Source organism: Pedobacter agri (assembly GCF_032678665.1).
Lineage (GTDB): Bacteria > Bacteroidota > Bacteroidia > Sphingobacteriales > Sphingobacteriaceae > Pedobacter > Pedobacter agri_A.
This window is the reverse complement of sequence record NZ_JAVTSH010000006.1, coordinates 62,413-85,057: the sequence shown is the minus strand read 5'-3', so window position 1 is coordinate 85,057 and position 22,645 is coordinate 62,413. Positions and strand designations below refer to the sequence as shown.

The 22,645-nt window shown below is 37.7% G+C and carries 17 protein-coding genes; 13 read left to right on the top strand and 4 right to left on the bottom strand.

The features are described 5' to 3' along the window. Nucleotides 1-12 precede the first annotated feature (12 nt). Both R2Q70_RS13630 and R2Q70_RS13625 read right to left on the bottom strand, forming a co-directional pair. On the bottom strand, nucleotides 13-2,157 hold the full coding sequence (locus R2Q70_RS13630) for an ATP-binding protein (RefSeq protein WP_316808120.1): 2,145 nt from the start codon (nucleotides 2,155-2,157) through the stop codon (nucleotides 13-15). 41 nt (nucleotides 2,158-2,198) lie between these two features. Continuing rightward, nucleotides 2,199-4,067, bottom strand: a complete 1,869-nt coding sequence (locus tag R2Q70_RS13625; protein WP_316808119.1) for a DNA topoisomerase IV subunit B — start codon at nucleotides 4,065-4,067, stop codon at nucleotides 2,199-2,201. 263 nt (nucleotides 4,068-4,330) lie between these two features. Between R2Q70_RS13625 and R2Q70_RS13620 the strand changes: the two genes are divergently transcribed. From R2Q70_RS13620 to R2Q70_RS13610, 3 genes are all read left to right on the top strand, one after another. Then, entirely contained in the window at nucleotides 4,331-5,770 is a 1,440-nt protein-coding gene (locus R2Q70_RS13620) for an APC family permease (protein WP_316808118.1), read from the top strand. 514 nt (nucleotides 5,771-6,284) lie between these two features. Further along, nucleotides 6,285-7,619, top strand: a complete 1,335-nt coding sequence (locus R2Q70_RS13615) for an MFS transporter (RefSeq protein ID WP_316808117.1) — start codon at nucleotides 6,285-6,287, stop codon at nucleotides 7,617-7,619. Between the two features lie 207 nt (nucleotides 7,620-7,826). Next, complete coding sequence (locus tag R2Q70_RS13610) at nucleotides 7,827-9,128, top strand: DEAD/DEAH box helicase (protein ID WP_316808116.1); 1,302 nt, start codon at nucleotides 7,827-7,829, stop codon at nucleotides 9,126-9,128. Between the two features lie 481 nt (nucleotides 9,129-9,609). On the opposite strand, the gene R2Q70_RS13605 is transcribed toward R2Q70_RS13610, so the two are convergent. Together R2Q70_RS13605 and R2Q70_RS13600 are read right to left on the bottom strand one after the other, a co-directional pair. Further along, nucleotides 9,610-12,552 (bottom strand): leucine--tRNA ligase, encoded by a 2,943-nt coding sequence (locus R2Q70_RS13605; RefSeq protein WP_316808115.1) that lies wholly within the window; start codon nucleotides 12,550-12,552, stop codon nucleotides 9,610-9,612. 265 nt (nucleotides 12,553-12,817) lie between these two features. Next, nucleotides 12,818-13,222 (bottom strand): lipocalin family protein, encoded by a 405-nt coding sequence (locus tag R2Q70_RS13600; protein ID WP_316808114.1) that lies wholly within the window; start codon nucleotides 13,220-13,222, stop codon nucleotides 12,818-12,820. Nucleotides 13,223-13,407: 185 nt separating this feature from the next. Here R2Q70_RS13600 and R2Q70_RS13595 point away from each other — a divergent pair, with 185 nt between their 5' ends. The 10 genes from R2Q70_RS13595 to R2Q70_RS13550 all read left to right on the top strand — a co-directional run bounded on the left by R2Q70_RS13595 (nucleotide 13,408) and on the right by R2Q70_RS13550 (nucleotide 22,450). After that, nucleotides 13,408-14,286 carry a cell division protein FtsX gene (locus tag R2Q70_RS13595; RefSeq protein WP_316808113.1) on the top strand — a complete coding sequence of 293 codons (879 nt, stop codon included), beginning with the start codon at nucleotides 13,408-13,410 and terminating at the stop codon, nucleotides 14,284-14,286. After that, on the top strand, nucleotides 14,286-14,516 hold the full coding sequence (locus R2Q70_RS13590; RefSeq protein WP_316808112.1) for a DUF3098 domain-containing protein: 231 nt from the start codon (nucleotides 14,286-14,288) through the stop codon (nucleotides 14,514-14,516). Before R2Q70_RS13595 ends, R2Q70_RS13590 begins: the two co-directional genes overlap by 1 nt. 37 nt (nucleotides 14,517-14,553) lie before the next feature. Continuing rightward, the gene (locus R2Q70_RS13585) at nucleotides 14,554-14,757 is read left to right on the top strand and encodes a DUF2281 domain-containing protein (protein ID WP_316808111.1); all 204 of its coding nucleotides are present in this window, start codon (nucleotides 14,554-14,556) and stop codon (nucleotides 14,755-14,757) included. After that, the gene (locus tag R2Q70_RS13580; protein WP_316808110.1) at nucleotides 14,757-15,143 is read left to right on the top strand and encodes a type II toxin-antitoxin system VapC family toxin; all 387 of its coding nucleotides are present in this window, start codon (nucleotides 14,757-14,759) and stop codon (nucleotides 15,141-15,143) included. The genes R2Q70_RS13585 and R2Q70_RS13580 overlap by 1 nt, the downstream gene beginning before the upstream one ends. A 16-nt stretch (nucleotides 15,144-15,159) precedes the next feature. After that, nucleotides 15,160-15,954 (top strand): undecaprenyl-diphosphate phosphatase, encoded by a 795-nt coding sequence (locus R2Q70_RS13575; RefSeq protein WP_316808109.1) that lies wholly within the window; start codon nucleotides 15,160-15,162, stop codon nucleotides 15,952-15,954. A 26-nt stretch (nucleotides 15,955-15,980) separates the two neighbouring features. Beyond that, entirely contained in the window at nucleotides 15,981-16,712 is a 732-nt protein-coding gene (gene truB / locus R2Q70_RS13570) for a tRNA pseudouridine(55) synthase TruB (RefSeq protein WP_316808108.1), read from the top strand. Continuing rightward, on the top strand, nucleotides 16,709-17,569 hold the full coding sequence (locus R2Q70_RS13565) for a YitT family protein (RefSeq protein WP_316808107.1): 861 nt from the start codon (nucleotides 16,709-16,711) through the stop codon (nucleotides 17,567-17,569). The genes truB and R2Q70_RS13565 overlap by 4 nt, the downstream gene beginning before the upstream one ends. A gap of 13 nt (nucleotides 17,570-17,582) precedes the next feature. After that, nucleotides 17,583-18,605 carry a bifunctional riboflavin kinase/FAD synthetase gene (locus tag R2Q70_RS13560; RefSeq protein ID WP_316808106.1) on the top strand — a complete coding sequence of 341 codons (1,023 nt, stop codon included), beginning with the start codon at nucleotides 17,583-17,585 and terminating at the stop codon, nucleotides 18,603-18,605. A 486-nt stretch (nucleotides 18,606-19,091) separates the two neighbouring features. Further along, a complete protein-coding gene (locus tag R2Q70_RS13555) occupies nucleotides 19,092-21,305 on the top strand; it encodes a cation:proton antiporter (RefSeq protein WP_316808105.1) in 2,214 nt (737 codons plus the stop codon). Between the two features lie 110 nt (nucleotides 21,306-21,415). Then, nucleotides 21,416-22,450: a DUF2157 domain-containing protein gene (locus R2Q70_RS13550; protein ID WP_316808104.1), complete on the top strand. Its 1,035-nt coding sequence runs from the start codon at nucleotides 21,416-21,418 to the stop codon at nucleotides 22,448-22,450. Nucleotides 22,451-22,645: the final 195 nt, after the last annotated feature.

Genomic DNA, 22,645 nt, shown 5'->3' with positions numbered 1-22,645 from the left:
ATGGCTGGTGTTCTACTTTCTGATAAATTTTACAATTTTTTCCAATAATTCCTGTTCCAGAAAAGGCTTTAACACCAGTTCATCCATGCCAGAAGCTAAGTATTTCTTACGGTCTTCCTGCATTACATTTGCCGTAACACCTAAAATTGGTGTAGTCTTTCTGATTGCATCTTCGCTGCTTCTAATTTTTTGCGTCAGCTCTATCCCTCCCATTTCAGGCATCTGAATATCAGTTAAAATAATATCATAAACATTTTCGCTAAATAATTCAAACGCCTCTTTTCCGTTATATGCCGCGTCAAATTCAACTTTGTGTTTTTTCAAAATTGTACTGGCCAACAAGATATTCAGCATATTATCATCTGCCAATAAAACCCGTTTCCCCTCCAATACTTCTGCTTCAATGCCAAATTTAGAAACCGGGCTTCCCTCATTTTCAGGTTTTGACGCATTTTGGTAGGGTAGCTCGAAAGAGAAAGTAGAACCCTTTCGCTCAACACTTTTAACATCTATTGTTCCACCTTGAAACTCCACAATTTTCTTACAAATAGCCAAGCCCAAACCTGTACCTTGTTGCTTTTCTTTGGTAGAGGAATAATAAACCTGCGCAAATTCATCAAAGATTATTTTTTGATCCACCTGGTTAATTCCCATCCCGGTATCGGCAATACTCACATTTAATATCGACCCGTTGTCACTGGAAGCATTCAGACTGGCGGTTAGCGTAACTTTTCCTTCTGTTGTAAATTTAATGGCATTGCTTAACAAATTCATGACGACTTGTTTTAACCTAAGCGGGTCTCCTAAAATAAACCTATCAACGGCAATATCCATATCCATGATAAAGCCAATCTTCTTTTTATCGGCCTGAATTTTCATGCTATCAAAAACATCCCTAATGGCAATTGCAGGCGAAAATGGCACCTGTTCCATCGCCACTTTTCCTGTTTCATATTTTGAGAAATCAAGAATATCATTTACCACATCAAGCAGCATTACCGATGAGTTCCTGATTGCACCAATCTGCTCCTTTTGTTCCGCCTGTAAATCAACTTTGGTTAATTGCTCAGAAAAACCAACAATTGAATTTAGCGGGGTTCTAATCTCATGACTCATATTGGCCAAAAAGCGACTTTTTGATAAGGCATACAACGCTGCTTTATCACTGTACTCGATTAATGCTTTTTCATTTTTATAGAAATTAAAAATCATGTAAAGCACAAAGACTACCAAACCACCTGTAAGAATAAGCAGAACCCAGGTAAAGCGATCGAGGTTTTCTACGGTAGAAAACGCAGTATTACTGACTATTTTTTGCACCGATGCATAATAATCATTTTCACTGGCCTTATATTGTTTTAAACCATTAACAACCTTCACAATTAAACGATGGTTAACATCGAGCAATTCCTTTTCTTTAGTTTTAAGTTTTTTGTTGGTGCGGTATAGCTTTAAATAATAATCGTTAATGGCTTTAAGTTGTAGTTTATTGTATGCCAAATTAAGTGAAGAGGTATCAGCAGTAATTATCGTTTTAATAAATGTTGATCTGGAGCTATCAACGGCCTTGGTTCCCTTGTCATTAATGGCTGCCATAATTCGCCCGAAAAATTTCTTCTTAGGCTGAGCATTAACACTTGGTTTCAAGGTATCAATTTTAACAATGCTCTTGAATTGCCTGGCTGTGAAAAGTTTACTTTTCGGATTAATTTTTTCGACATCTTTGTCAACTTCAACCGAAAAGTTAATCAAGCTATCAGATAATCTTTTAAGTTGAATGAATTGTGTGGTGCGAAGTTTTTTTTGTTTAATGAGTGCGTCAAAACTATCTGAAGAAAAGGCGTGTTCTTTAGCATTTTGCTGTTCAATTGTATCCATAAACAAGGAAATCTCCTTAATTTCATCTACAAACTGATCATAATAATGACGCTCACCACTGACCACATACATCCTACAGCTATTCTCTGCATTGTACAGTTTAAAAATACAGCTATCAAGTTTAGTAAAATCATTCTTTACCTGAACAATTTTATTTACCGATTTTAGTAGTGGTATTTTAGAAAAATTAACAAATAATCCTGCAGTTATACCAAAGATAACTAAGATTAAAAATACAACTATTAAATACTTTCCTGCTGAACTTTTAGTGGGTTTCAAATTTGCGTTGATTTAACTTGCGATTAGCTCAACGCCGAATTTTATGCTACTTCATCAATAATTTTAGGTTCTTCTTCTACCTCATCTTTTTCTACACGCAGATTTCTGATGATGTGTTGCTGCCTATCAGGAGTATTTTTACCCATGTAGTATTCTAGCAAACTTTTTATGGTTTGATCTTTCAAGATAACCGGATCGAGCCTGATATCTTTACCAATAAACAAACCAAATTCATCAGGAGAAATCTCTCCCAATCCTTTAAAACGAGTGATCTCTGGTTTATTTCCTAATTTTTCGATGGCATTTCGGCGCTCTTCATCGCTATAACAATAAATGGTTTCCTTTTTATTTCGAACCCTGAACAAAGGGGTTTGTAAAATGTATACATGTCCTGCTTTTACCAAATCAGGAAAAAATTGAAGAAAGAAAGTCATCATCAATAACCTGATGTGCATGCCATCTACATCGGCATCGGTAGCGATAACAATGTTATTGTAGTGCAAACCTTCTAAGCCATCTTCAATGTTTAAGGCGTGTTGCAACAAATTAAACTCTTCATTTTCATACACTACCTTCTTGGTAAGCTCATAACAGTTAAGCGGCTTACCTTTTAAACTAAACACCGCCTGGCAATCTACATCACGAGATTTTGTGATAGAACCCGAAGCAGAATCTCCCTCGGTGATAAACAATGTTGTTTCATAACGTTTCTCATGCGTAGAGTTAAAATGAACCTTACAATCGCGAAGTTTTTTATTATGCAACGAAGCTTTTTTGGCCCTGTCGTTTGCCAGTTTTTTAATTCCGGCAATATCTTTTCGCTCTCTTTCTGATTGATTAATACGTTTAAGCAATGCATCGGCAACATCTGGGTTTTTATGCAGATAATCATCCAATTCCTTTTTAACAAAATCGTTGATGAAAGTTGCAACCGATGGTCCTTCTGGTCCCATATTTTGCGAACCAAGCTTTGTTTTGGTCTGCGATTCGAAAACAGGTTCCTGCACACGAACAGAAATGGCAGCAATAATCGATGAGCGTACATCAGAAGCATCGAACTCTTTTTTGAAAAACTCCCTAACGGTTTTTACCACCGCAGCCCTGAAAGCTGCCTGGTGTGTTCCGCCTTGCGTGGTGTGCTGGCCGTTAACAAAAGAGTGATAATCTTCTCCGTATTGCTGACCATGTGTCATCGCAATTTCGATATCGTTACCAATCATGTGGATAATCGGGTAACGAATTTCCTCGGGTTTATTGAATTTAGAAAGCAGATCATAAAGACCTCTTTCTGAGAAATATTTCTGATTGTTGAAATTAACCGTAAGGCCGGTGTTTAGGAATACATAATTCCAAACCATACTCTCAACAAAATCAGGAATGTAATGGTAGTTTCTAAAAATGGTTTCGTCAGGATAAAAGGTAATGGCTGTTCCATTACGCTGCGTGGTATCAATTACCGGTTGTTCGTTTACAATTTCTCCTTTAGAAAACTCAACCTTTTTCGTTTTACCATCGCGGTACGATTGTACCGTAAAACTTGTAGATAAAGCATTAACCGCTTTTGTACCTACGCCATTTAATCCAACCGATTTTTGAAAGGCATTACTATCGTACTTACCACCGGTGTTTATTTTGCTTACGCAATCAATAACTTTTCCTAAGGGAATGCCACGACCGTAATCGCGAACGTTTATTTTCTGTTCGGAAACCGTAATTTCGATGGTTTTTCCTGTGCCCATCACAAACTCATCAATAGAGTTATCTACGATTTCCTTTAACAAAACATAAATTCCATCATCTTGCGCAGAGCCATCGCCAAGCTTACCGATATACATACCGGGGCGTAGTCTGATGTGTTCTTTCCAGTCTAATGATCGAATACTGTCGTCGTTATAAATTACTTCTGCCATAAGGTTGCTTATTTTTTATCAGGTTGATTGAACTTTGCGTGATTACAAAGCAGCCATACCGAGGGATGTTCGGCGTAAACTTTAACGTTCAACATGACAAGTATTTAGGAATGATTTGATATCGGGAATTTTTAAAGTTATTGATGTTTGACTTCGCAAATTCCGGTTAGCAAAAATTATTGTACAATAATAGATTTATTCTTTGATGCTAGCAAAATAAAATTTCAACAAAAAAGATAGGTAAAATGTAAGAGGTAAATGGGATGATGGAGAAACTGCAACCCATTCCGCATTTCCCATTTTCCATCCTCCATCAAACATCATCCATAATTTCCTTATCTTCAACCCGTCAATTTATTATTCCGTTAATGCAACAAAAAAAGCAACTTTCGCTCTTCGATTTATCCATGATTGTGGTCAGTTTGGTAATCGGCATGGGTATTTTTCGTACGCCGGTAAACGTGGCAGCGAAAGCTCAGGTACCAGAATTATTTTATCTGGCCTGGTTTATTGGCGGTTTCGTAGCTTTCTGTGGTGCCTTAACTTACGCTGAAATTGGTTCACGTTACCCTGTTACTGGTGGTTATTATAAAATTTTCTCTAAAGCTTACCATCCATCAATTGCTTTTGCCATTAACTGTATTGTATTAATTTCCAGTGCGGCATCGGTAGCGGCAATTTCCATCATAGGTGCTGAATATCTCAGTAAAATTATTTTGCCTGTAGAAATGCAGAATGAAACCTATCGTGTGGCAATCGCCATCGCCACCATTTTAGTATTTTACTTAATTAATCTTTTAGGCTTAAAGGCTAGTTCAAAAACTCAAAACGTACTAACCATTATCAAAATAGGTCTGATTCTAATTTTAATCTGCGCCATTTTCTTTGCCGAAACAACACAAACTGTTGTTCCAGTCTTTAAGACCGCAAACAATGCTTTGCCTAGCTGGGCAGATTATGGAAAAGCCTTAGGCTTATGTTTAATTGCCGTTTCCTTTTCATATGCCGGTTATGCGCAAACCATAAATTTTGGTGGCGAAGTTACCGAAGCTAAAAAAGTAATTCCACGTTCCATTATTATCGGTTTAACCATAATTGTAATCCTTTACATGGCCTTAAACTATGTTTATGTACAGGTTATTGGTTTCGAAGAACTAAAAACTGCGGAAAGTATTGCCGCAATTTTGGCCTCGAAAATATTCGGACCAGCGGGTTTTAAAATGCTTTCGGTAATTATTTTTGTTTCGGTAATGGGTTACGTGAATGTTAATTTGCTAAGCAATCCGAGGGCAATGTTTGCCATGGGTGAAGAAGGTGCTTTACCAAAAGTGTTTGCCAGAATGAATAAAAAGGAAGTAATTAGCGTTAGCCTGACCGTTTTTGCGCTTGTTGCAGTTGTTATTATTTTCTTTGCAAAAACTTTCGATAAAATTTTAAACTACACCATTTTTTTAGAAAGCATCAGCATGGCAAGTTCTGCAGCAACCATCTTTATACTACGAAAACGCACTGCACATTTAGACAATAAAACCATTTACACTGTTCCACTTTATCCAATATTGCCAATAATCTTTATTGCTGCTTACACATTTGTGGCTTTCAGTATTTATGCCGACGACCCGAACGCAGCTTTAAACGGTTTGTATATTTTTATTGGGTTTTTGGCCATTTATTTCATTTCGAGATTGTTTAACAAGAAATAATTTTGAAATATCTGGAAAGCAATATTGGTGCTTGTCGGTTGCGATCGTCCCGCCACAAACTTCAATCTTTTTGAAACTTCTTTCATTCTGAGGAACGAAGACCTGCATAGCAAGCATTAATACCGTTAAAAAAATCTACAACCAATTAATAATCTGTTTCATAGGTTGCAGATTCTTCGTTCCTCAGAATGACATTGTATTTAGGTTTATACTTTTCAAAAAGTATTTCCGTTGCTGTCGGGTTTAGATGGCAAATTACTCCTAAATAGTTAAATAAAACCCTAAATTGCAATGCTAATCGTATGGATGAAACTGAGGGATTTGTTTTAAGCGACCAGCCGAAAATAGTAAGCTTAACCTGCGTAAAACAAACCTGATTGAAGTGAACATCCCGTTATTCTGCAGAAGATTCAGCACATAAATAACATCGGGATAAAACGAAAAGCAGGACTATCGGAACCAAATATTACAGGAATTTGCTTTACAAAACAGAAAGTATAATTTTAACTTATTAATGGATAAAACACTCTCACTAAAACAAGAAATTGCTTATGCTGCTGGTATGATTGGCTGGAGCACAATGACGAACATTATCATTGTGATGCTCCCCTATTTTTACCTGCCACCAAACAATGCTGGTTTATCGCCGCTGGTTCCTCAACTTGTTTTTTTAGGATTGTTCAATATTTTATCCATCATTGCAGCGTCGGGCAGACTGGTTGACGCGATTTTCGACCCTTTTATTGCATCCAGAAGCGATGCAAGTCAAAACCCTAACGGACGAAGAATGCCGTTTATGAAATGGGCAATTGTACCCGCCATGATTTTTTGTGGATTGGTTTTTTACCCCCTTGAAAAAGGCGAAAGTTTGCATAATGCCTGGTGGCTGACCATTACACTTTGTTTGTTTTTCGTTTCAGTTACCACCTATATTATCCCTTACAACGCACTTTTGGCTGAAGTTACCCATACGCCGAGGCAAAAAGTGAAGCTTTCGAGCTATCAGCAAGTGGGTTTTGTAATTGGCATTATTCTATCGGCATGCACCAACAATTTTGCTGATTTGGTGCAAGATGACTTCTATTTCGCAAACAGAAGTGAGGCTGTACAAATTGCCATTTGGGGATTGTGTATCTTATCTGGATTGGTAATGTTGTTACCCATTTTTTTTATTAATGAAAAAGAATTTTCAGTAGCTAAACCCACACACATCCCATTATGGCCAGCCATTAAAAACACTTTTAAAAACAGTAATTTTAAATATTATCTGATATCAGATTTTGCATTTTATACTGCTCTAAGTATTATTTCGAGTGGGTTATTGTACTTCTGTACGGTACTATTGGGTTTAGATGAATCTCAGGGCGGAAAGTTTATGGGGGTAATGGTTTTGGCTTCCTTACTTTTTTATCCAATTGTTAATTTTGGTTCGGCAAAAATTGGCAAAAAGCCATTTGTACTCTCGGCTTTCGTTGTTTTATGTTTAATATTTGTAACTATTTTCTTTTTGGGGAAACTGCCGCTATTGCCGCAAACCCAACTTTATATTCTGGTTTTGTCGGCATCATTTCCTTTGGCTGCGTTAGGCATTTTACCTAATGCCATCCTGGCCGATATCGCTCAAAAGGATACCATTGAAAGTGGAGAGAACCACGAAGGGATGTTTTTTGCAGTAAAGTATCTATTTGTTAAGCTTGGGCAAACTTTGGGTATTGCCATTTTTGCCATGTTAACCATTTATGGCAAAGATCCAGGAAATGATTTTGGTTTACGCTTAAACGGCATCGTTGGTTTTGGGCTATGCCTCATTGCACTGATTTGTTTTAGCAGGTTTAGGGAAGAGAAGTGATTGAATGATAGAATGACTGAATGATGGGATAAACACCACAAATTCATTCATTCAAAATTCACTCCTTCAATAATTTAATTTTACGTATCTTTGCCCCCGAAGCAGGAATAAGGGCTTGTCATTCTGAATGGCATATTCTCTCCGCAAGTTAGTCCTTCAACAATTGATTGTTCTAGCTTCTTCGATAAATATTACAAAAAAACATACATGTTATTCAAAGAATTAAACCTCATTGAGCCAATTTTAAAGGCCCTTGAGAAAGAAGGTTATACACAACCTACACCCATACAGGAGCAATCCATCCCAACAATATTAAAAGGAAAAGATTTATTAGGTTGTGCACAAACAGGTACAGGTAAAACTGCTGCTTTTGCCATCCCGATGTTGCAATTGTTGCACGAAAAACACATCAACACTAAAGCTACAAAGAACATTAAAGCGTTGGTTTTAACCCCAACACGCGAGCTTGCCATTCAAATTGAAGAAAGTTTTAAAGCTTACGGAAGTAATTTGAACTTACGTCACTTAGTTATTTTTGGTGGTGTAAATCAACACTCGCAAGTGGAAGCTTTGCGTAAAGGTGTTGATATTTTGGTAGCTACACCCGGTCGTTTATTAGATTTAATGAACCAGGGTTTTATCAGCTTAAACACCATCGAACTTTTTGTTTTAGATGAAGCAGATAGAATGTTGGATATGGGTTTTATCCACGATGTGAAAAGAGTAGTGGCTAAATTACCAGCAAAACGCCAGACTTTATTTTTCTCGGCTACTATGCCTGATGAAATTCAGAAGTTAGCAAATACGATTTTATCCAGCCCTACGAAAGTAGAAGTTACCCCAATTTCTTCTACGGCTGAAACTATTGTTCAATCGGTTTATTTTGTTGATAAGCCTGATAAAAAGAAGTTATTGATTCATCTTTTGGAAGATAAGAACATTCAAACAGCTTTAGTTTTTACGCGTACCAAACATGGTGCAGATCGGATTGTAAAAGATTTAGGTCACTCCGGAATTAAAGCTGCCGCCATTCATGGGAATAAATCACAAAATGCCCGTCAACGTGCTTTAACTGATTTTAAGGATAGAAAAATACGCGTTTTAGTGGCAACCGATATTGCTGCCCGTGGTATTGATATTGACCAGTTATCTCACGTTTTCAATTTTGAATTGCCAAATATTCCAGAGTCTTATGTACACCGGATTGGTCGTACCGGACGTGCAGGTGCAAACGGAATTGCCATCTCATTCTGCGATGCGGAAGAAAACGAATATTTATTGGATATTCAGAAACTGATTAAAATTACTTTGCCAATTGTAGATGACCATCCTTATCCTTTAAGCTGGGAAAATATGTTGGCCAAAAACCAGGTGAAACGCAAACCTCAGGCACAATCGAAAGGTGGCGGCGGTAAAAAAGGTAGCGGCGACGGAAACATGAGCGGCAAACCTCGTAACGCCAGTAATAACAGAAGGTTTGGCGGAAATAGAAGAAAAGCTGAAAGGTAAAAGTTGAAAGTGTAAAGCAGAAAAACCAAAGCGGAAAGCTGCTTCGCAAATTATTGAAAAACCGGGTTGTAAATTACAGCCCGGTTTTTTTTTCCGTTGGCTGAAGCCGGACGGCAATGAAACTGCAAAGTGTTTAGTAAACTTCATATGAGCAGTCGTCACCCGGAATTTATTTCAGGGTCTTAATTGCAAAAAAATAGATGCTGAATTAAATTCAGCAGGACGAAGTGCATAAATGTATTGCGACAATAAACTTCATGTAAACGGCCCTCATTCCGTGACACAGCTTATCCCGACCATTCGGGAAACCAATCTTAATGCATTCGCTATGAAACCCATAGCTGTAGGATTGCTTCGTGCCTCGCAATGACGAAGGCCCTAAAAGAAAAACCCAGAATTGATTTTTTCAACTCTGGGTTTCTTGTTATAAAAATCGCTATAAAGCTTTGTGCTTTAAGCTTTCAACTTTCAGCTCAAAAACTTAAACCACCACGTTAATAATCTTCCCTTTTACAAAAATGATTTTCTTAGGCGCCTTGCCATCCAGGAACTTCTGGAATTGTTCGTTCGCCAATAAAATCGCTTCCACTTCTGGTTGTGCCAATGTTAAACTTAAATTTAAGTTCATTTTCATTTTACCGTTAATAGAAACCGGATAAGCAAATTCATCTTCTACCAAGTGTTCAGCGTTAAAAATCGGGAATGCAGTATAAGATAAACCTCCTGCTTCATTACCCAACTGAACCCAAAGTTCTTCGCAGATGTGTGGCGCATAAGGCGATAAAATTACCACCATATCCTGCAAGATGCTGCGTTTATTACACTTTAAATCTGTCAATTCATTAACGGCAATCATAAAACTAGAAACAGAAGTATTGAAAGAGAACCTTTCGATATCATCCTGAACTTTTTTAATGATTTTATGCAACGATTTCAATTCTGCTTTAGTTGGTTCAGCATCAGACACCGTGAACTCCCAGGCTTCGTTATGGAATAATCTCCAGAACTTACGCAAGAACTTAAACACGCCTTCAATACCATTTGTATTCCAAGGTTTGCTTTGTTCCAGCGGACCTAAGAACATCTCGTACATCCGCAAGGTATCAGCTCCGTAACGCTCAATCAAATCATCGGGATTAACCACGTTGAATTTTGATTTCGACATTTTCTCTACCTCAACACCGCAAATGTATTTTCCGCCTTCAAGAATAAATTCTGCATCATCAAATTCTGGTCTCCAAATTTTTAAACCATCAATATTAAGAATGTCATTTTCAACTAAACTAACATCCACATGCAGAGCAGAAAAACCTAAATAATGTAGTTCAGGAGTAAGTCCACTATTTAAATCTTGATACTTTTTTATTATTAATATTTTTAAATCTTCATCTATACCTTCTTTTTTAATTTGCTCCATTCTATTTTTAGAGACAATTATTTTCGGTTGAGGTTCATTAAAAATATCCAAGGGAATTAAGTAATCTATATTTAATTTGTAAACAAAATTACTTCTGCCTTGAATCATCCCCTGGTTAATCAACTTTTTGAAAGGTTCTTCTTCTTTGGTATAACCCAAATCTTTCAAAAACTTGTTCCAGAAACGGCTGTACAATAAGTGACCGGTTGCGTGTTCAGAACCACCGATATATAAATCAACGTCTTTCCAATATTCAATCGCTTCTTTTGAAGCAAAATCGGCATTGTTTTCAGCATCCATATAGCGGTACCAGTACCAGCTACTTCCTGCCCAACCTGGCATGGTGCTTAATTCGTAATGTCCGCCATCTTCAGGTTGCCATCCTTCAGCTCTCGCCAAAGGTGGTTCGCCAGTTTCTGTTGGCAGGTATTTATCAATTTCTGGCAAGATTAGCGGCAATTCCTCTTCCTGAACTAAATAAGGCAAACCATCTTTAAAATAAACCGGAATCGGCTCTCCCCAATAACGCTGGCGACCAAAAATCGCATCACGTTGGCGGAAGTTAACCTTTGCTTTACCTACTTTTTTCTCTTCTAACCAGTTATTTAAAAACGGAACCGCTTCTTTATAAGTTAATCCATTGATGAAACCAGAGTTGATGTATTTTCCTTCTTTAGTTGGGTCGGCTTGCGTTTCAATATCTTGCTGAGCATCCAAAATCTGAATAATCGGCAAATTAAAATGCGTGGCAAATAACCAATCACGTTGGTCGCCGCTTGGAACACCCATAACCGCACCTGTTCCATAACCTGCAAGTACGTAATCTGCAATCCACAACGGAACACGCTCACCACTTACCGGGTTAATTACATAAGTTCCTGTAAAAGCACCTGAAACCGTTTTGGTATCCGCCATGCGGTCTAACTCCGATTTCTTTTTAGTTTGAGCGATGTAATTCTCGATATCTTGCTTTTGTTCCGGCGTAGTCAATTCAGCTACCCATTCATGCTCTGGTGCCAACACTAAATAGGAAACACCAAAAATAGTATCTACACGGGTGGTGAAAACTTCTATATAGTCAGGAGTTAGAAGTCCGGAGTCCGAAGATTCCACTTTCAACTTTGAACTTTCGACTTTGAACTTAACTGATGCTCCAACACTCTTTCCAATCCAGTTGCGTTGCATTTCTTTAATCGGTTCCGGCCAATCGATGGTATCCAAACCTTGCAAAAGTCTGTCAGAGTAAGCGGTAATTCTCATGCTCCACTGCATCATTTTCTTCTGCTCTACCGGGAAACCACCACGCTCTGAAAAACCATCTTTTACCTCGTCGTTCGCCAAAACTGTTCCCAAAGCCGGGCACCAGTTTACCGTACTTTCCCGAAGGTAAGTCATGCGGTATTTCAATAACTCAACCTGCTTTTCTTCTTCACTAAAAGTTGCCCAATCGCTCGGTAAAAAAGATTTCACATCTTCATCGCAAACCGCTTTTACATCGGCTGTGCCGGATGAATTGAATTTTTCGATTAATGTAGTGATATCTTCTGCCCGATCCGTTTCAATGTTATACCAGGAATTGAACAACTGCATGAAAATCCACTGTGTCCATTTATAATAAGATGGTTCACTGGTACGCACTTCACGGCTCCAATCGAAAGAAAAACCAATTTGATCTAACTGGCGACGGTATGTTGCAATATTTGCTTCTGTTGTAATGGCCGGGTGTTGACCCGTTTGGATCGCATATTGTTCTGCAGGTAAACCAAATGAATCGTAGCCCATTGGATGCAAAACGTTAAAACCTTTAAGGCGTTTGTATCTCGAAAAAATATCTGATGCAATGTAACCCAGTGGATGACCCACGTGTAAACCTGCCCCCGATGGATAAGGAAACATATCTAACACATAATATTTTGGTTTTTCAGAATTACTTTCGGCTTTAAATGTTTGATGATCAGCCCAAAACTTCTGCCACTTTTGTTCTATTTCTTTGAATTGGTAATCCATTGCAAGTTTTAAATTTTTAAAGGGGCGAAATTACGGAAATTAAGGGGTTTAGTGAAACATAATTTTCTCCAGGCTTTTGCCACTCAAACACGGATTTTCACGGAATTTTGATTTATATCTAAGTGCGATGGATCGTCATTGCGAGGTACGAAGCAATCTATTTGCCTAAAGATTGCTTCGTACCTCGCAATGACGAAGAACCTATAAAAAAATGCACCATTGATTTAGAACCAATGGCGCAAGCAAATAATCGGGATTAAGATTTTTATCTGGTTAAGTAATATTTTTTAACGATGTTGGTCTTATCAATTTTGGCGGTAAATTCAAGCTGCGTCCCCGACAATACAGAAACTGTACAGTAAGAACTTCCTTCAGGAAAAACCATGTTAAAGTCGTTTCCCAGCGACGCGGTATAGGTTCCGATCGTTCGTTGGTTGGTTAAACTCAACTCTACCTGATCATCTTCATTCGCTTTAAAATCTATATAATCATTCATAGTGTAGTTAAATGTTCCGTTTTGCAGCGGGTTTGTATTGCCTGATACTTCAATTTTATTTACGGTCCATTTTCCCATTATTCTGGCTTTAAGTGAAGTTTCATCTTTTTTGCAGGAAAATAATGTTGCCGTGACCATCATGAACAGGCTCAGGAGAGTAATTTGTCTTTTCATAGGGATTAATTGTTTTAGGTTCATTTAATAACGCCGTTTAATCAAATTTCGTACCGCTTAGGCAAATCCACTAAACTTTTTTATGTTTTTTGATGGAACTAATTTTGGCTTTAGGGCGTTAATGCTGATAATATTGGTGTTTATCAGGTATAATTTATATTTTCGCAAAAACAAAATTGAAATACATGGAAGAATTCGAAGTAAGTGACGCATCTAAGAAAACCAAAACGGTATACATCTCTACTATTATTAGTATTGCGTTGGTTTTATTAATGCTTGGGCTGCTTGGGTTGGTACTTGTACATGCCAAAAACCTGTCTAACTACGTTAAAGAAAATATCGTTTTAAACATCATTGTTGACGAAGGTGCTAAAGAAACCGATGTTTTAGCGTTCCAAAAAGAATTAAACGCCAATAAAGCGGTAAAACAAACACAATACGTTAATAAAGAACTCGCTGCAAGAAATTTAACGCAGGATTTAGGTGAAGATTTTGTTAATTTCTTAGGCTATAATCCACTTACTTCAACGTTTGATGTTTACCTAAAAGCAGAATATGCCAACAACAAAAGTATTGATGGTTTAAAAGCATCGATTTCTAAAAACCCGGTTGTAAAAGAGGTTGTTTATCAAAGTTCATTAATCGATATGGTGAACAAAAATATTAACACCATTGGCTTGATTATTTTAGCCTTCGCTGCATTACTGCTCGTGATTTCTATCGCATTGATAAACAACACCATACGCTTAGCCATCTATTCGCAAAGATTTTTAATTAAAAGTATGCAGCTGGTTGGTGCAACGAAAAATTTTATCAGACGTCCTTTCTTATTATTTGCTGCCTTGCATGGTTTAATTGCAGCCTTTATTGCGATTATAATTTTGCTTGCTACCTTGATTTATGCCCGCAAAGAAGTGCCTGAGATCATCATATTAAACAACTACAAAGAATTTGGTTTTGTATTTGTTGCGCTGATCATCATCGGAATTTTTATTACAGGTTTAAGTACATGGTTTGCAGTAAGCAGGTATTTACGTTTGAAATCTTATAATTTATATAGATAATGGCATTAGAAAAAAAATCAGGTCCGGTAGTTAAGGACGTTAAAAGCGAATTGGTTTTCACTAAGAAAAATTACCAGTTATTGTTAATCAGCATGGCAATTGTTGCTCTTGGTTTTATTTTGATGATGGGAACCGAAGGCGATATTTACGATTTTAGAAGAACCTTATTGGCCCCGCTTGTGGTATTGTTTGGTTTCGCCTTCGGAATCTACGCTATATTAAAAAAATAATTTAACTATATCGGCGTCAATTTGTTATCTTTAAATTATGACGACTACAAATCTTAATATTGAAATTAATTCTCTTCCAATGAATCTTAGGCAAGAGGTTGCAGATTTTGTAGAATTTTTAAAAACAAAGAATAAAATAAAATCTAAACTTAAATCACGTGAGTTTGGTGCGGCCAAAGGCAAAATTAAATTATCCGAAGATTTTGACGATCCATTAGAAATGTTTGCTGATTACATTTAATGGCTTTTTTGTTAGACACACATACATTTCTATGGTTTTTAGGTGGTGATAATCAATTACCAGCCTCTATTAAAAAGGACCTTTCTGACATTAATCAAACCTGCTTTTTAAGCATTGCATCGCTTTGGGAAATTGCCATAAAAAAACAAATAGGAAAACTCGAATTGCATATTGATTATAACGAGTTGTTTAGATTTGCTGAGAAAAATCAAATTGAAATCATTTCAATAAATGAAATCCATCTTTCCACTTTATTAAATCTTGATTTTATTAATAATGATCCCTTTGATAGAATTATTGTATCTCAGGCAATCGCAGAAAATCTGATCTTAGTTTCTAAGGATCAAAAATTAAAAAATTACAACGTAAAATTAAGATGGGAGTAATCCCGCCACTAAACTTATGAACTATTTCGAAGCTGTTATTCTTGCCATAATCGAAGGATTAACTGAATTTTTACCTGTATCAAGTACGGGGCACATGATCATCGGCTCCTCTTTTATGGGGATAGCCAGCGATCCTTTTGTTAAACTGTTTACGGTGGCTATCCAACTGGGTGCAATTTTATCTGTAGTGGTATTGTATTTCAAAAGGTTTTTCAAATCGATTAACTTCTATATAAAACTGATAGTTGCCTTTATTCCTGCGGCAATTTTCGGTTTATTACTCAGCAAAAAAATTGATGAACTTCTGGAAAGTCCGATGGCAGTAGGCATTTCGCTTTTGGTAGGCGGAATTATTCTTTTGTTTGTAGACAAATGGTTTAACAAACCAACCATTAACGAGGAAGATGATGTTACGTATCTAACAGCCCTAAAGATTGGTTTTTTTCAATGTATCGCCATGATTCCGGGTGTTTCACGCTCCGGAGCAACCATTGTAGGTGGTATGAGTCAAAAGCTAAGCCGAAAAGTAGCAGCCGAATTTTCATTTTTCTTAGCTGTCCCAACCATGTTTGCCGCCACCGGAAAAAAACTCTTTGATTTTTATAAAGAAGGAAATACCATTACGCCAGAACAAACCAATTTATTAATTATTGGCAACGTTGTGGCTTTTATTGTTGCTTTACTAGCGATAAAAAGCTTTATTGGCTACCTTAATAAACATGGCTTTAAAATGTTTGGCTGGTATAGAATAGTAGCGGGTTTGATCATTATTATCCTATTGATGACTGGCCATAACTTACAAATTATATAATCTGTATCTTTGCGCAAAAAAGATTTGTGAGTACAGAAAATACAAAGTTCAAAGATTTCAATTTTGCCGAAGGCGAACTGCTGCTGATTAATAAGCCCTACAAATGGACATCGTTTGATGTGGTGGGCAAAATTCGTAATTCTTTAAAGCCATTAAAGCTGAAAGTTGGCCATGCAGGCACACTGGATCCTTTGGCAACCGGATTGTTAATCATTTGCACCGGGAAACTAACTAAACAAATAGACACCTTCCAGGCAGAAGAAAAAGAATATACAGGCACCATGATTCTGGGCGCCACTACGCCATCATTCGATATGGAAACTGAAGTGGATGCAAGCTTTGATATCGGCAATATTTCTAACGAAGATATTTACAACGCCTGCAAACCTTTTATCGGCGACATAGAACAATATCCACCTGCACATTCGGCTGTAAAAGTAAACGGTGAGCGTTTGTACGTTAAAGCCAGACTTGGCGAAGAAGTGGAACTGCGCAAGCGTTTTGTAAACGTACCAGAATTTGAAATTACCCGAATAGAATTACCAGAAGTTGATTTTAGAATTGTTTGCAGCAAGGGCACTTATATCCGCTCGCTCGTATCCGATTTCGGCAAACAACTTAACAACGGCGCTTACTTATCAAAACTAACCCGTACACGTAGCGGAAACTTTTTGCTTTCCAATTCGTTTGAGGTTTTAGAGCTCGTTAATTATATTCGTAGCAAGAAAGAAGAAGCTAAAACGGAAACGCAGATATGAACAACATTAAAAACCGAAACACACGATTTGTAAAGGAAGTCCTGCTGATCGTAGCCGGTGTAACTTCTGCATGTTTCGGTTTAAAAAGCTTCTTGATGCCAAATGAGTTTATTGATGGTGGCGTTACGGGAATTTCACTTTTGATCAGCACTTTAACAAAGTGGAACCTCTCCTACCTCATTGCAATCATCAACATTCCTTTTGTAATTTTAGGATACAGGCAAATCGGAAAAGCTTTTGCCATTAAAACAGCCCTTGCTATTGCAACGCTGGCGGTTGCGCTGATCGTTTTACCATTTGAGCCCATTACCCACGATAAATTGCTCATTGCTTTTTTCGGCGGATTGTTTTTAGGCGGTGGCATTGGTTTGGCCATGAGAGGCGGTTGTGTGATTGATGGAACCGAGGTGTTAGCACTTTACATCAGTAAAAACAGCGTGTTAACGGTTGGCAATATCATTTTAATCCTAAACATCATCATATTTGCCTTCGCTGCTTACTTTTTAAATATCGAAACCGCACTGTATGCCATTTTAACTTATCTGTCTGCATCGAGCACCATAGATTTTATTGTTAATGGCTTGGAACAGTATACCGGCGTAACCATCATTTCTGAACGTCAGGATGACATTAAGAGTTTTATCATCAATGACATGAAACGTGGGGTTACCATTTATAAAGGAGAAGGTGGTTATGGAGAGAAGAAAGACCTCGATATTATTTTTACTGTAGTAACCAAACTCGAAATGAGCAAATTGCAATCGGCCATCAGGCAAATTGATGCTGATGCTTTCGTTATTCAGCAACAAATTGCAGATTTAAAAGGCGGCGTAGTTAAACGCCATTCTTTACATTAATTTTTCCCATCCCTTGAAAATATATCAAAACCTTTCAGAATTTCAAAGATTAGACAATGCTATAGTAACCATTGGCACCTTTGATGGCGTACATTTTGGGCATCAAAAAATCATCATGCAACTGGTAGCTAAAGCTAAAGCCGACCATGGCGAAAGTGTCATTTTAACATTCTTTCCGCATCCGAGAATGATTATCGATCCTGAAAACCAGGATCTGAAAATGATTAACACCATTAATGAAAAGGCCGCAATTTTGAAAGAACTTGGTGTTGACCATTTAATAATCACGCCGTTTACGAGGGATTTTTCCAATCAAACGCCTGAAGAATATATACAACATACATTGGTTGAAAATATCGGCACCAAACATATCATCATCGGTTATGATCATCGTTTCGGCAAAGACAGAACCGGTAACCTAACTGATTTAAAAGCTGCTGGTGTTCATTTTGGCTTCACTGTAGAAGAAATTATGGAACAGGATATTCATGATGTAGCAGTGAGTTCCACTAAAATACGTCAGGCACTTCTGGCAGGCGATGTTGGTTTAGCTGCAGACTATCTCGGCTACCCGTTTTCGATATTTGGCCGGGTAATTAAGGGAGATAAAATCGGTCGTACAATTGGTTTTCCAACTGCTAACCTTTTTGTAGAAGAAACTTACAAGCTTATTCCGGGCGATGGAATTTATGCCGTTACCGTTGAAATGAGTTTAGAAGGTGAAAGTGAAAAGTCAAAACCTCAAAGTGGAGATACCGACATAAACCCTACACCTTCAACCCTAAACCTTAAACCTTCAACTTTCAGAGGTATGGCCTACATCGGGCAACGCCCAACCATTAACGGAATGACCAGGAATATTGAGGTAAATATATTTGATTTCGACCAGGAAATTTATGGGCAGGATATCAAGATGAACTTTTTGAAATTTTTGCGTCACGATGTAAAGTTCACCGGTTTGGAAGCACTCACCTTGCAATTACAAAAAGATAAAGAGGCTACACTTGCATTCTTTGCATCACAAGATAGCCATTAATCAAAATTCCCTCCAATAAAAGCCTCAAAATCGTTATATTAGCGGCAATGAGGCTTTTTTACATCATCATATTTATCTGCTTAAGCTATAGTTTTGCCAGTGCTTTACCACAGGCAAAACATCATGACAATCAGTTTGAAAAAGCCAAATTGAGTTTTCTTTCTGATAAAAAGCTATTTAAGCTTAATGCAGACTCCGCCATGGAAAATGAAACCCTGGAGAAAGATTGGATCAATTATATTACCCTAAAAATTGCACTTTCTTTCTTATTGCTGGTTGGTATTGGAGGCAACTTTTTCATAAACCACTTTTTAACATGCAAAATAATTCTCAGAAAATTAAAGTATAGCTACCGGTGTTTATTTAAAATGCTGTACCCAAAACATGTTTTTTGGTAAATAATTGATTTGATCACAGCAATGTGGATTTTAAAATTCAAGCCTAAAAAGCGTTTGAAAAATTATTTTAATCATTACCATTTCATCAATGCATTTACCCGATTTAATTGCCGATTTAGGATTAATTCTTGCCGCCGCAGGAATTACAACCCTCATTTTTAAAAAGATAAAACAGCCCTTAGTTTTGGGCTACATCCTGGCGGGCCTTTTAGTAGGCCCTCATCTTGATTTTTTCCCATCTGTAACCGATACCAAAAGCATCAACATTTGGGGCGAAATTGGCGTAATCTTTCTTTTATTCAGTTTAGGATTAGAATTTAGTTTCAAAAAACTGGTAAAAGTGGGTGGTTCTGCCTCCATTACTGCTGTAGTTGAAGTTGTTTTCATGTTGTTAATTGGCTTTGCTGCTGGTAAATTAATGGGTTGGAAAACCATGGACAGCATATTCCTGGGTGGAATTCTTTCCGTTTCATCCACTACAATTATTATCAGGGCGTTTGAAGAACTCGGCGTTAAACATAAAAAGTTTGCAGGTTTGGTTTTTGGTGTGTTGATTGTAGAAGATTTAGTAGCTATTTTATTGCTCGTTTTACTTTCAACGCTGGCAGTAAGTCAGCAGTTTGAGGGCGGCGAAATGCTCATATCGATACTAAAACTTGCCTTCTTCCTTGTGCTTTGGTTTCTAGGTGGAATATTCTTAATTCCAAGTTTTTTAAAGGCAACCAGAAAATTAATGAACGACGAAACCATGCTGGTGGTTTCCCTGGCACTTTGTTTAATCATGGTTCTATTAGCCGTAAAAGTTGGTTTCTCTCCAGCCTTGGGTGCATTTATCATGGGTTCCATCTTGGCAGAAACTACTCAGGCAGAAAAAATAGAACACCTCACAAAATCGGTTAAAGATTTATTTGCGGCAGTTTTCTTCGTATCAGTTGGAATGCTCATCGATCCAAAAATTTTAGTCGATTACGCTTTACCCATTGTTGTTGTAACCCTTGCAACCATTTTAGGTAAATTTCTGAGTTCAAGTCTGGGAGCGTTGCTTTCAGGTCAACCTTTAAAAACCTCAGTTCAGGCGGGTATGAGCCTGGCTCAAATTGGCGAGTTTTCCTTCATCATTGCTACATTAGGTTTAACCTTAAAAGTTACCAGCGATTTTTTATATCCTATAGCAGTGGCGGCTTCAGCCATTACCACTTTTACCACACCATACCTCATCAAACATTCCGAATCATTTTATAATTTCTTAAACCGAATTTTACCTAAAAAATGGCTTGATGGCATAGCGAGATACAGCTCCAGTACAGCCGGAATTACCACCTTAAGCGACTGGAAAATTCTGTTAAGAAGTTATGCTTTCAATACCGTTATCCACTCTGTAATTATTATCGCGGTCATTTTTCTGGCATCAAGGTACGTACAGCCATTTATCGCCAAAAATGTGGTTAACGGCATTCAATCTACCATCATCAGTTTAATCGCCTCGTTTATTTTAATGGCGCCGTTTTTATGGGCATTATCCATCAGAAGAATACAGAAAACTGCTTATTCTCACCTATGGCTGAACAAAAAATTTACCCGCGGCCCACTAATTGCAATTGAGGTTTTCAGGATTGCCCTTGGAATATTTTTTGTCGGCTTTTTGATGTACGAATTTTTCGACACCTGGATTGCCGCAGGCATTGCATTGGCGCTGATTGTGTTGGTGATGGTTATTTTCTCCAGAAAATTACAGGCCTTTTATAACAAACTCGAAAAGCGTTTTATGCTTAATTTAAATGCCAGGGAAAATCAGAAACCCGACATTTTACCCTGGGATACGCATTTAACAGAGATTAAGGTGTCTCCTGAATCGGAAGTGGTTGGAAAAACGCTTGCAGAGCTAATGATCAGAGAAAAACATGGCGTAAATATCGCCCTGATTGAACGTGGTAGAATCAATATCCCTACTCCGGGAAGAGATGAACGGCTTTACCCAAATGATAATTTGCTTTTAATTGGAGCCGATGATCAACTTGCTTCAGTAAAGGCATTACTGGAAGTTGATACCCCTGAAACAGAACAGGAAAAAAGTTTCCCTGATAAAGAAATGACGCTGCAGAAAGTCGTGGTCAATACCGAATCGCCTGTTTATGGATTAAGTATCAGAAATGCAGGTATCCGCGAAAAAGCCCAGGCTTTAATCGTAGGTATCGAACGTGGCACCGAAAGAATTCTAAATCCCACTTCCGAATTTGTTTTCGACAATGGAGATGTGATCTGGATTGTTGGCAATAACAAAAAGATTAAAGAAGTAATATAGCGTTAAAGTCCGGTGTCCGAGGACGGAAGTTTGGACTATCGAAACTAATCCTCGGACTCCGGTCTTCCGACTACCATCTAAAAAACATATCTTCGTGTATAACCTAAGCTATGAAAGTTGACAGAGAAAAGAGTGAGTTTCTTGATGATGTAATTGAGCAATGGCAAAACGATGGCCTTATTACAGAAGAAACAGGTAACAAACTCCGCAAAAGTTACGAAGCCAAAAATTTCGATTGGCTTCGGCTGGCACAATATGCTTTCTGGGTGGCCTTGGCTTGTGGTTTTATCGCCCTGGGTTCGTTATTAATAGATAATTCGATATTGAACTACCTGAAACGGGTTTATAATACGCCGAATATTGTAATTGCGATTATTTCTGGCGGTTTAGCTGCCTGGCTGTATATTCTCGGCTTCAGGAGGAAGAAAAAACTATCACATTTAAAATTCAGCAACGAGGCCATTGTTTTTTCGGCTATTTTGCTCACCGCCAACGCAATTGCCTATTTCGGTAAAGCAGTAGATAATGGTTCAGGCAATTTCTCTATCCTAATTTTAATTTCGGTTTTTATTTACGGTGGCTTGGGTTATATCTTCAACTCAAGATTAATCTGGGTATTTGCATTGATTTCATTGGGCGCCTGGTTTGGAACGGAAACAGGTTATTTAAGCCGCTGGAATTATTACTTCTTAGGTATGAACTATCCGCTTCGGTTTGTGGTATTTGGTGCATCCTTAACCGCAGCATCTTTCATCATGAAAGCGCTACCTAAAACACAACATTTCTTTCAGGTCACTTATATCGCGGGAATGGTTTATCTGTTTGTTTCGCTTTGGGCATTATCTGTTTTCGGCAACTTTGCCAGCTTAGAAGAATGGTACTCCGTAAGGCAATTAAGCCTGTTTTATTGGGCATTAATTTCGGCAGTGGTTTGTGTAGCCAGTACACTGTTTGGTTTAAAATACCATGATGACATTGCCCGGGAATTCGGTATCACTTTCCTGTTTATCAACCTCTATACCCGTTATTTCGAATATTTTTGGGATAGCTGGCACAAAGCACTATTCTTCTCGGTATTGGCTGCATCATTCTGGCTAATTGGCAGAAAAGCCGAAAAAATCTGGAATGTAGAGTTTTTGAAGTAAGAAATTAACAGATTTCATCGAAGCACAGTTTATTCGACCTTCGGGAAAGCAATCTAATTTTTATAAAAACGATTGATTTATACATCACGTTAGCTATAAATAATTTGTAGCGCAAAAACAGTAGCAATAAGGTAGCTTCAGTCCCGCCAATGCTGCAATCTTTTGGTTAGCGTTTGCCCGCATTTGAATATGGTG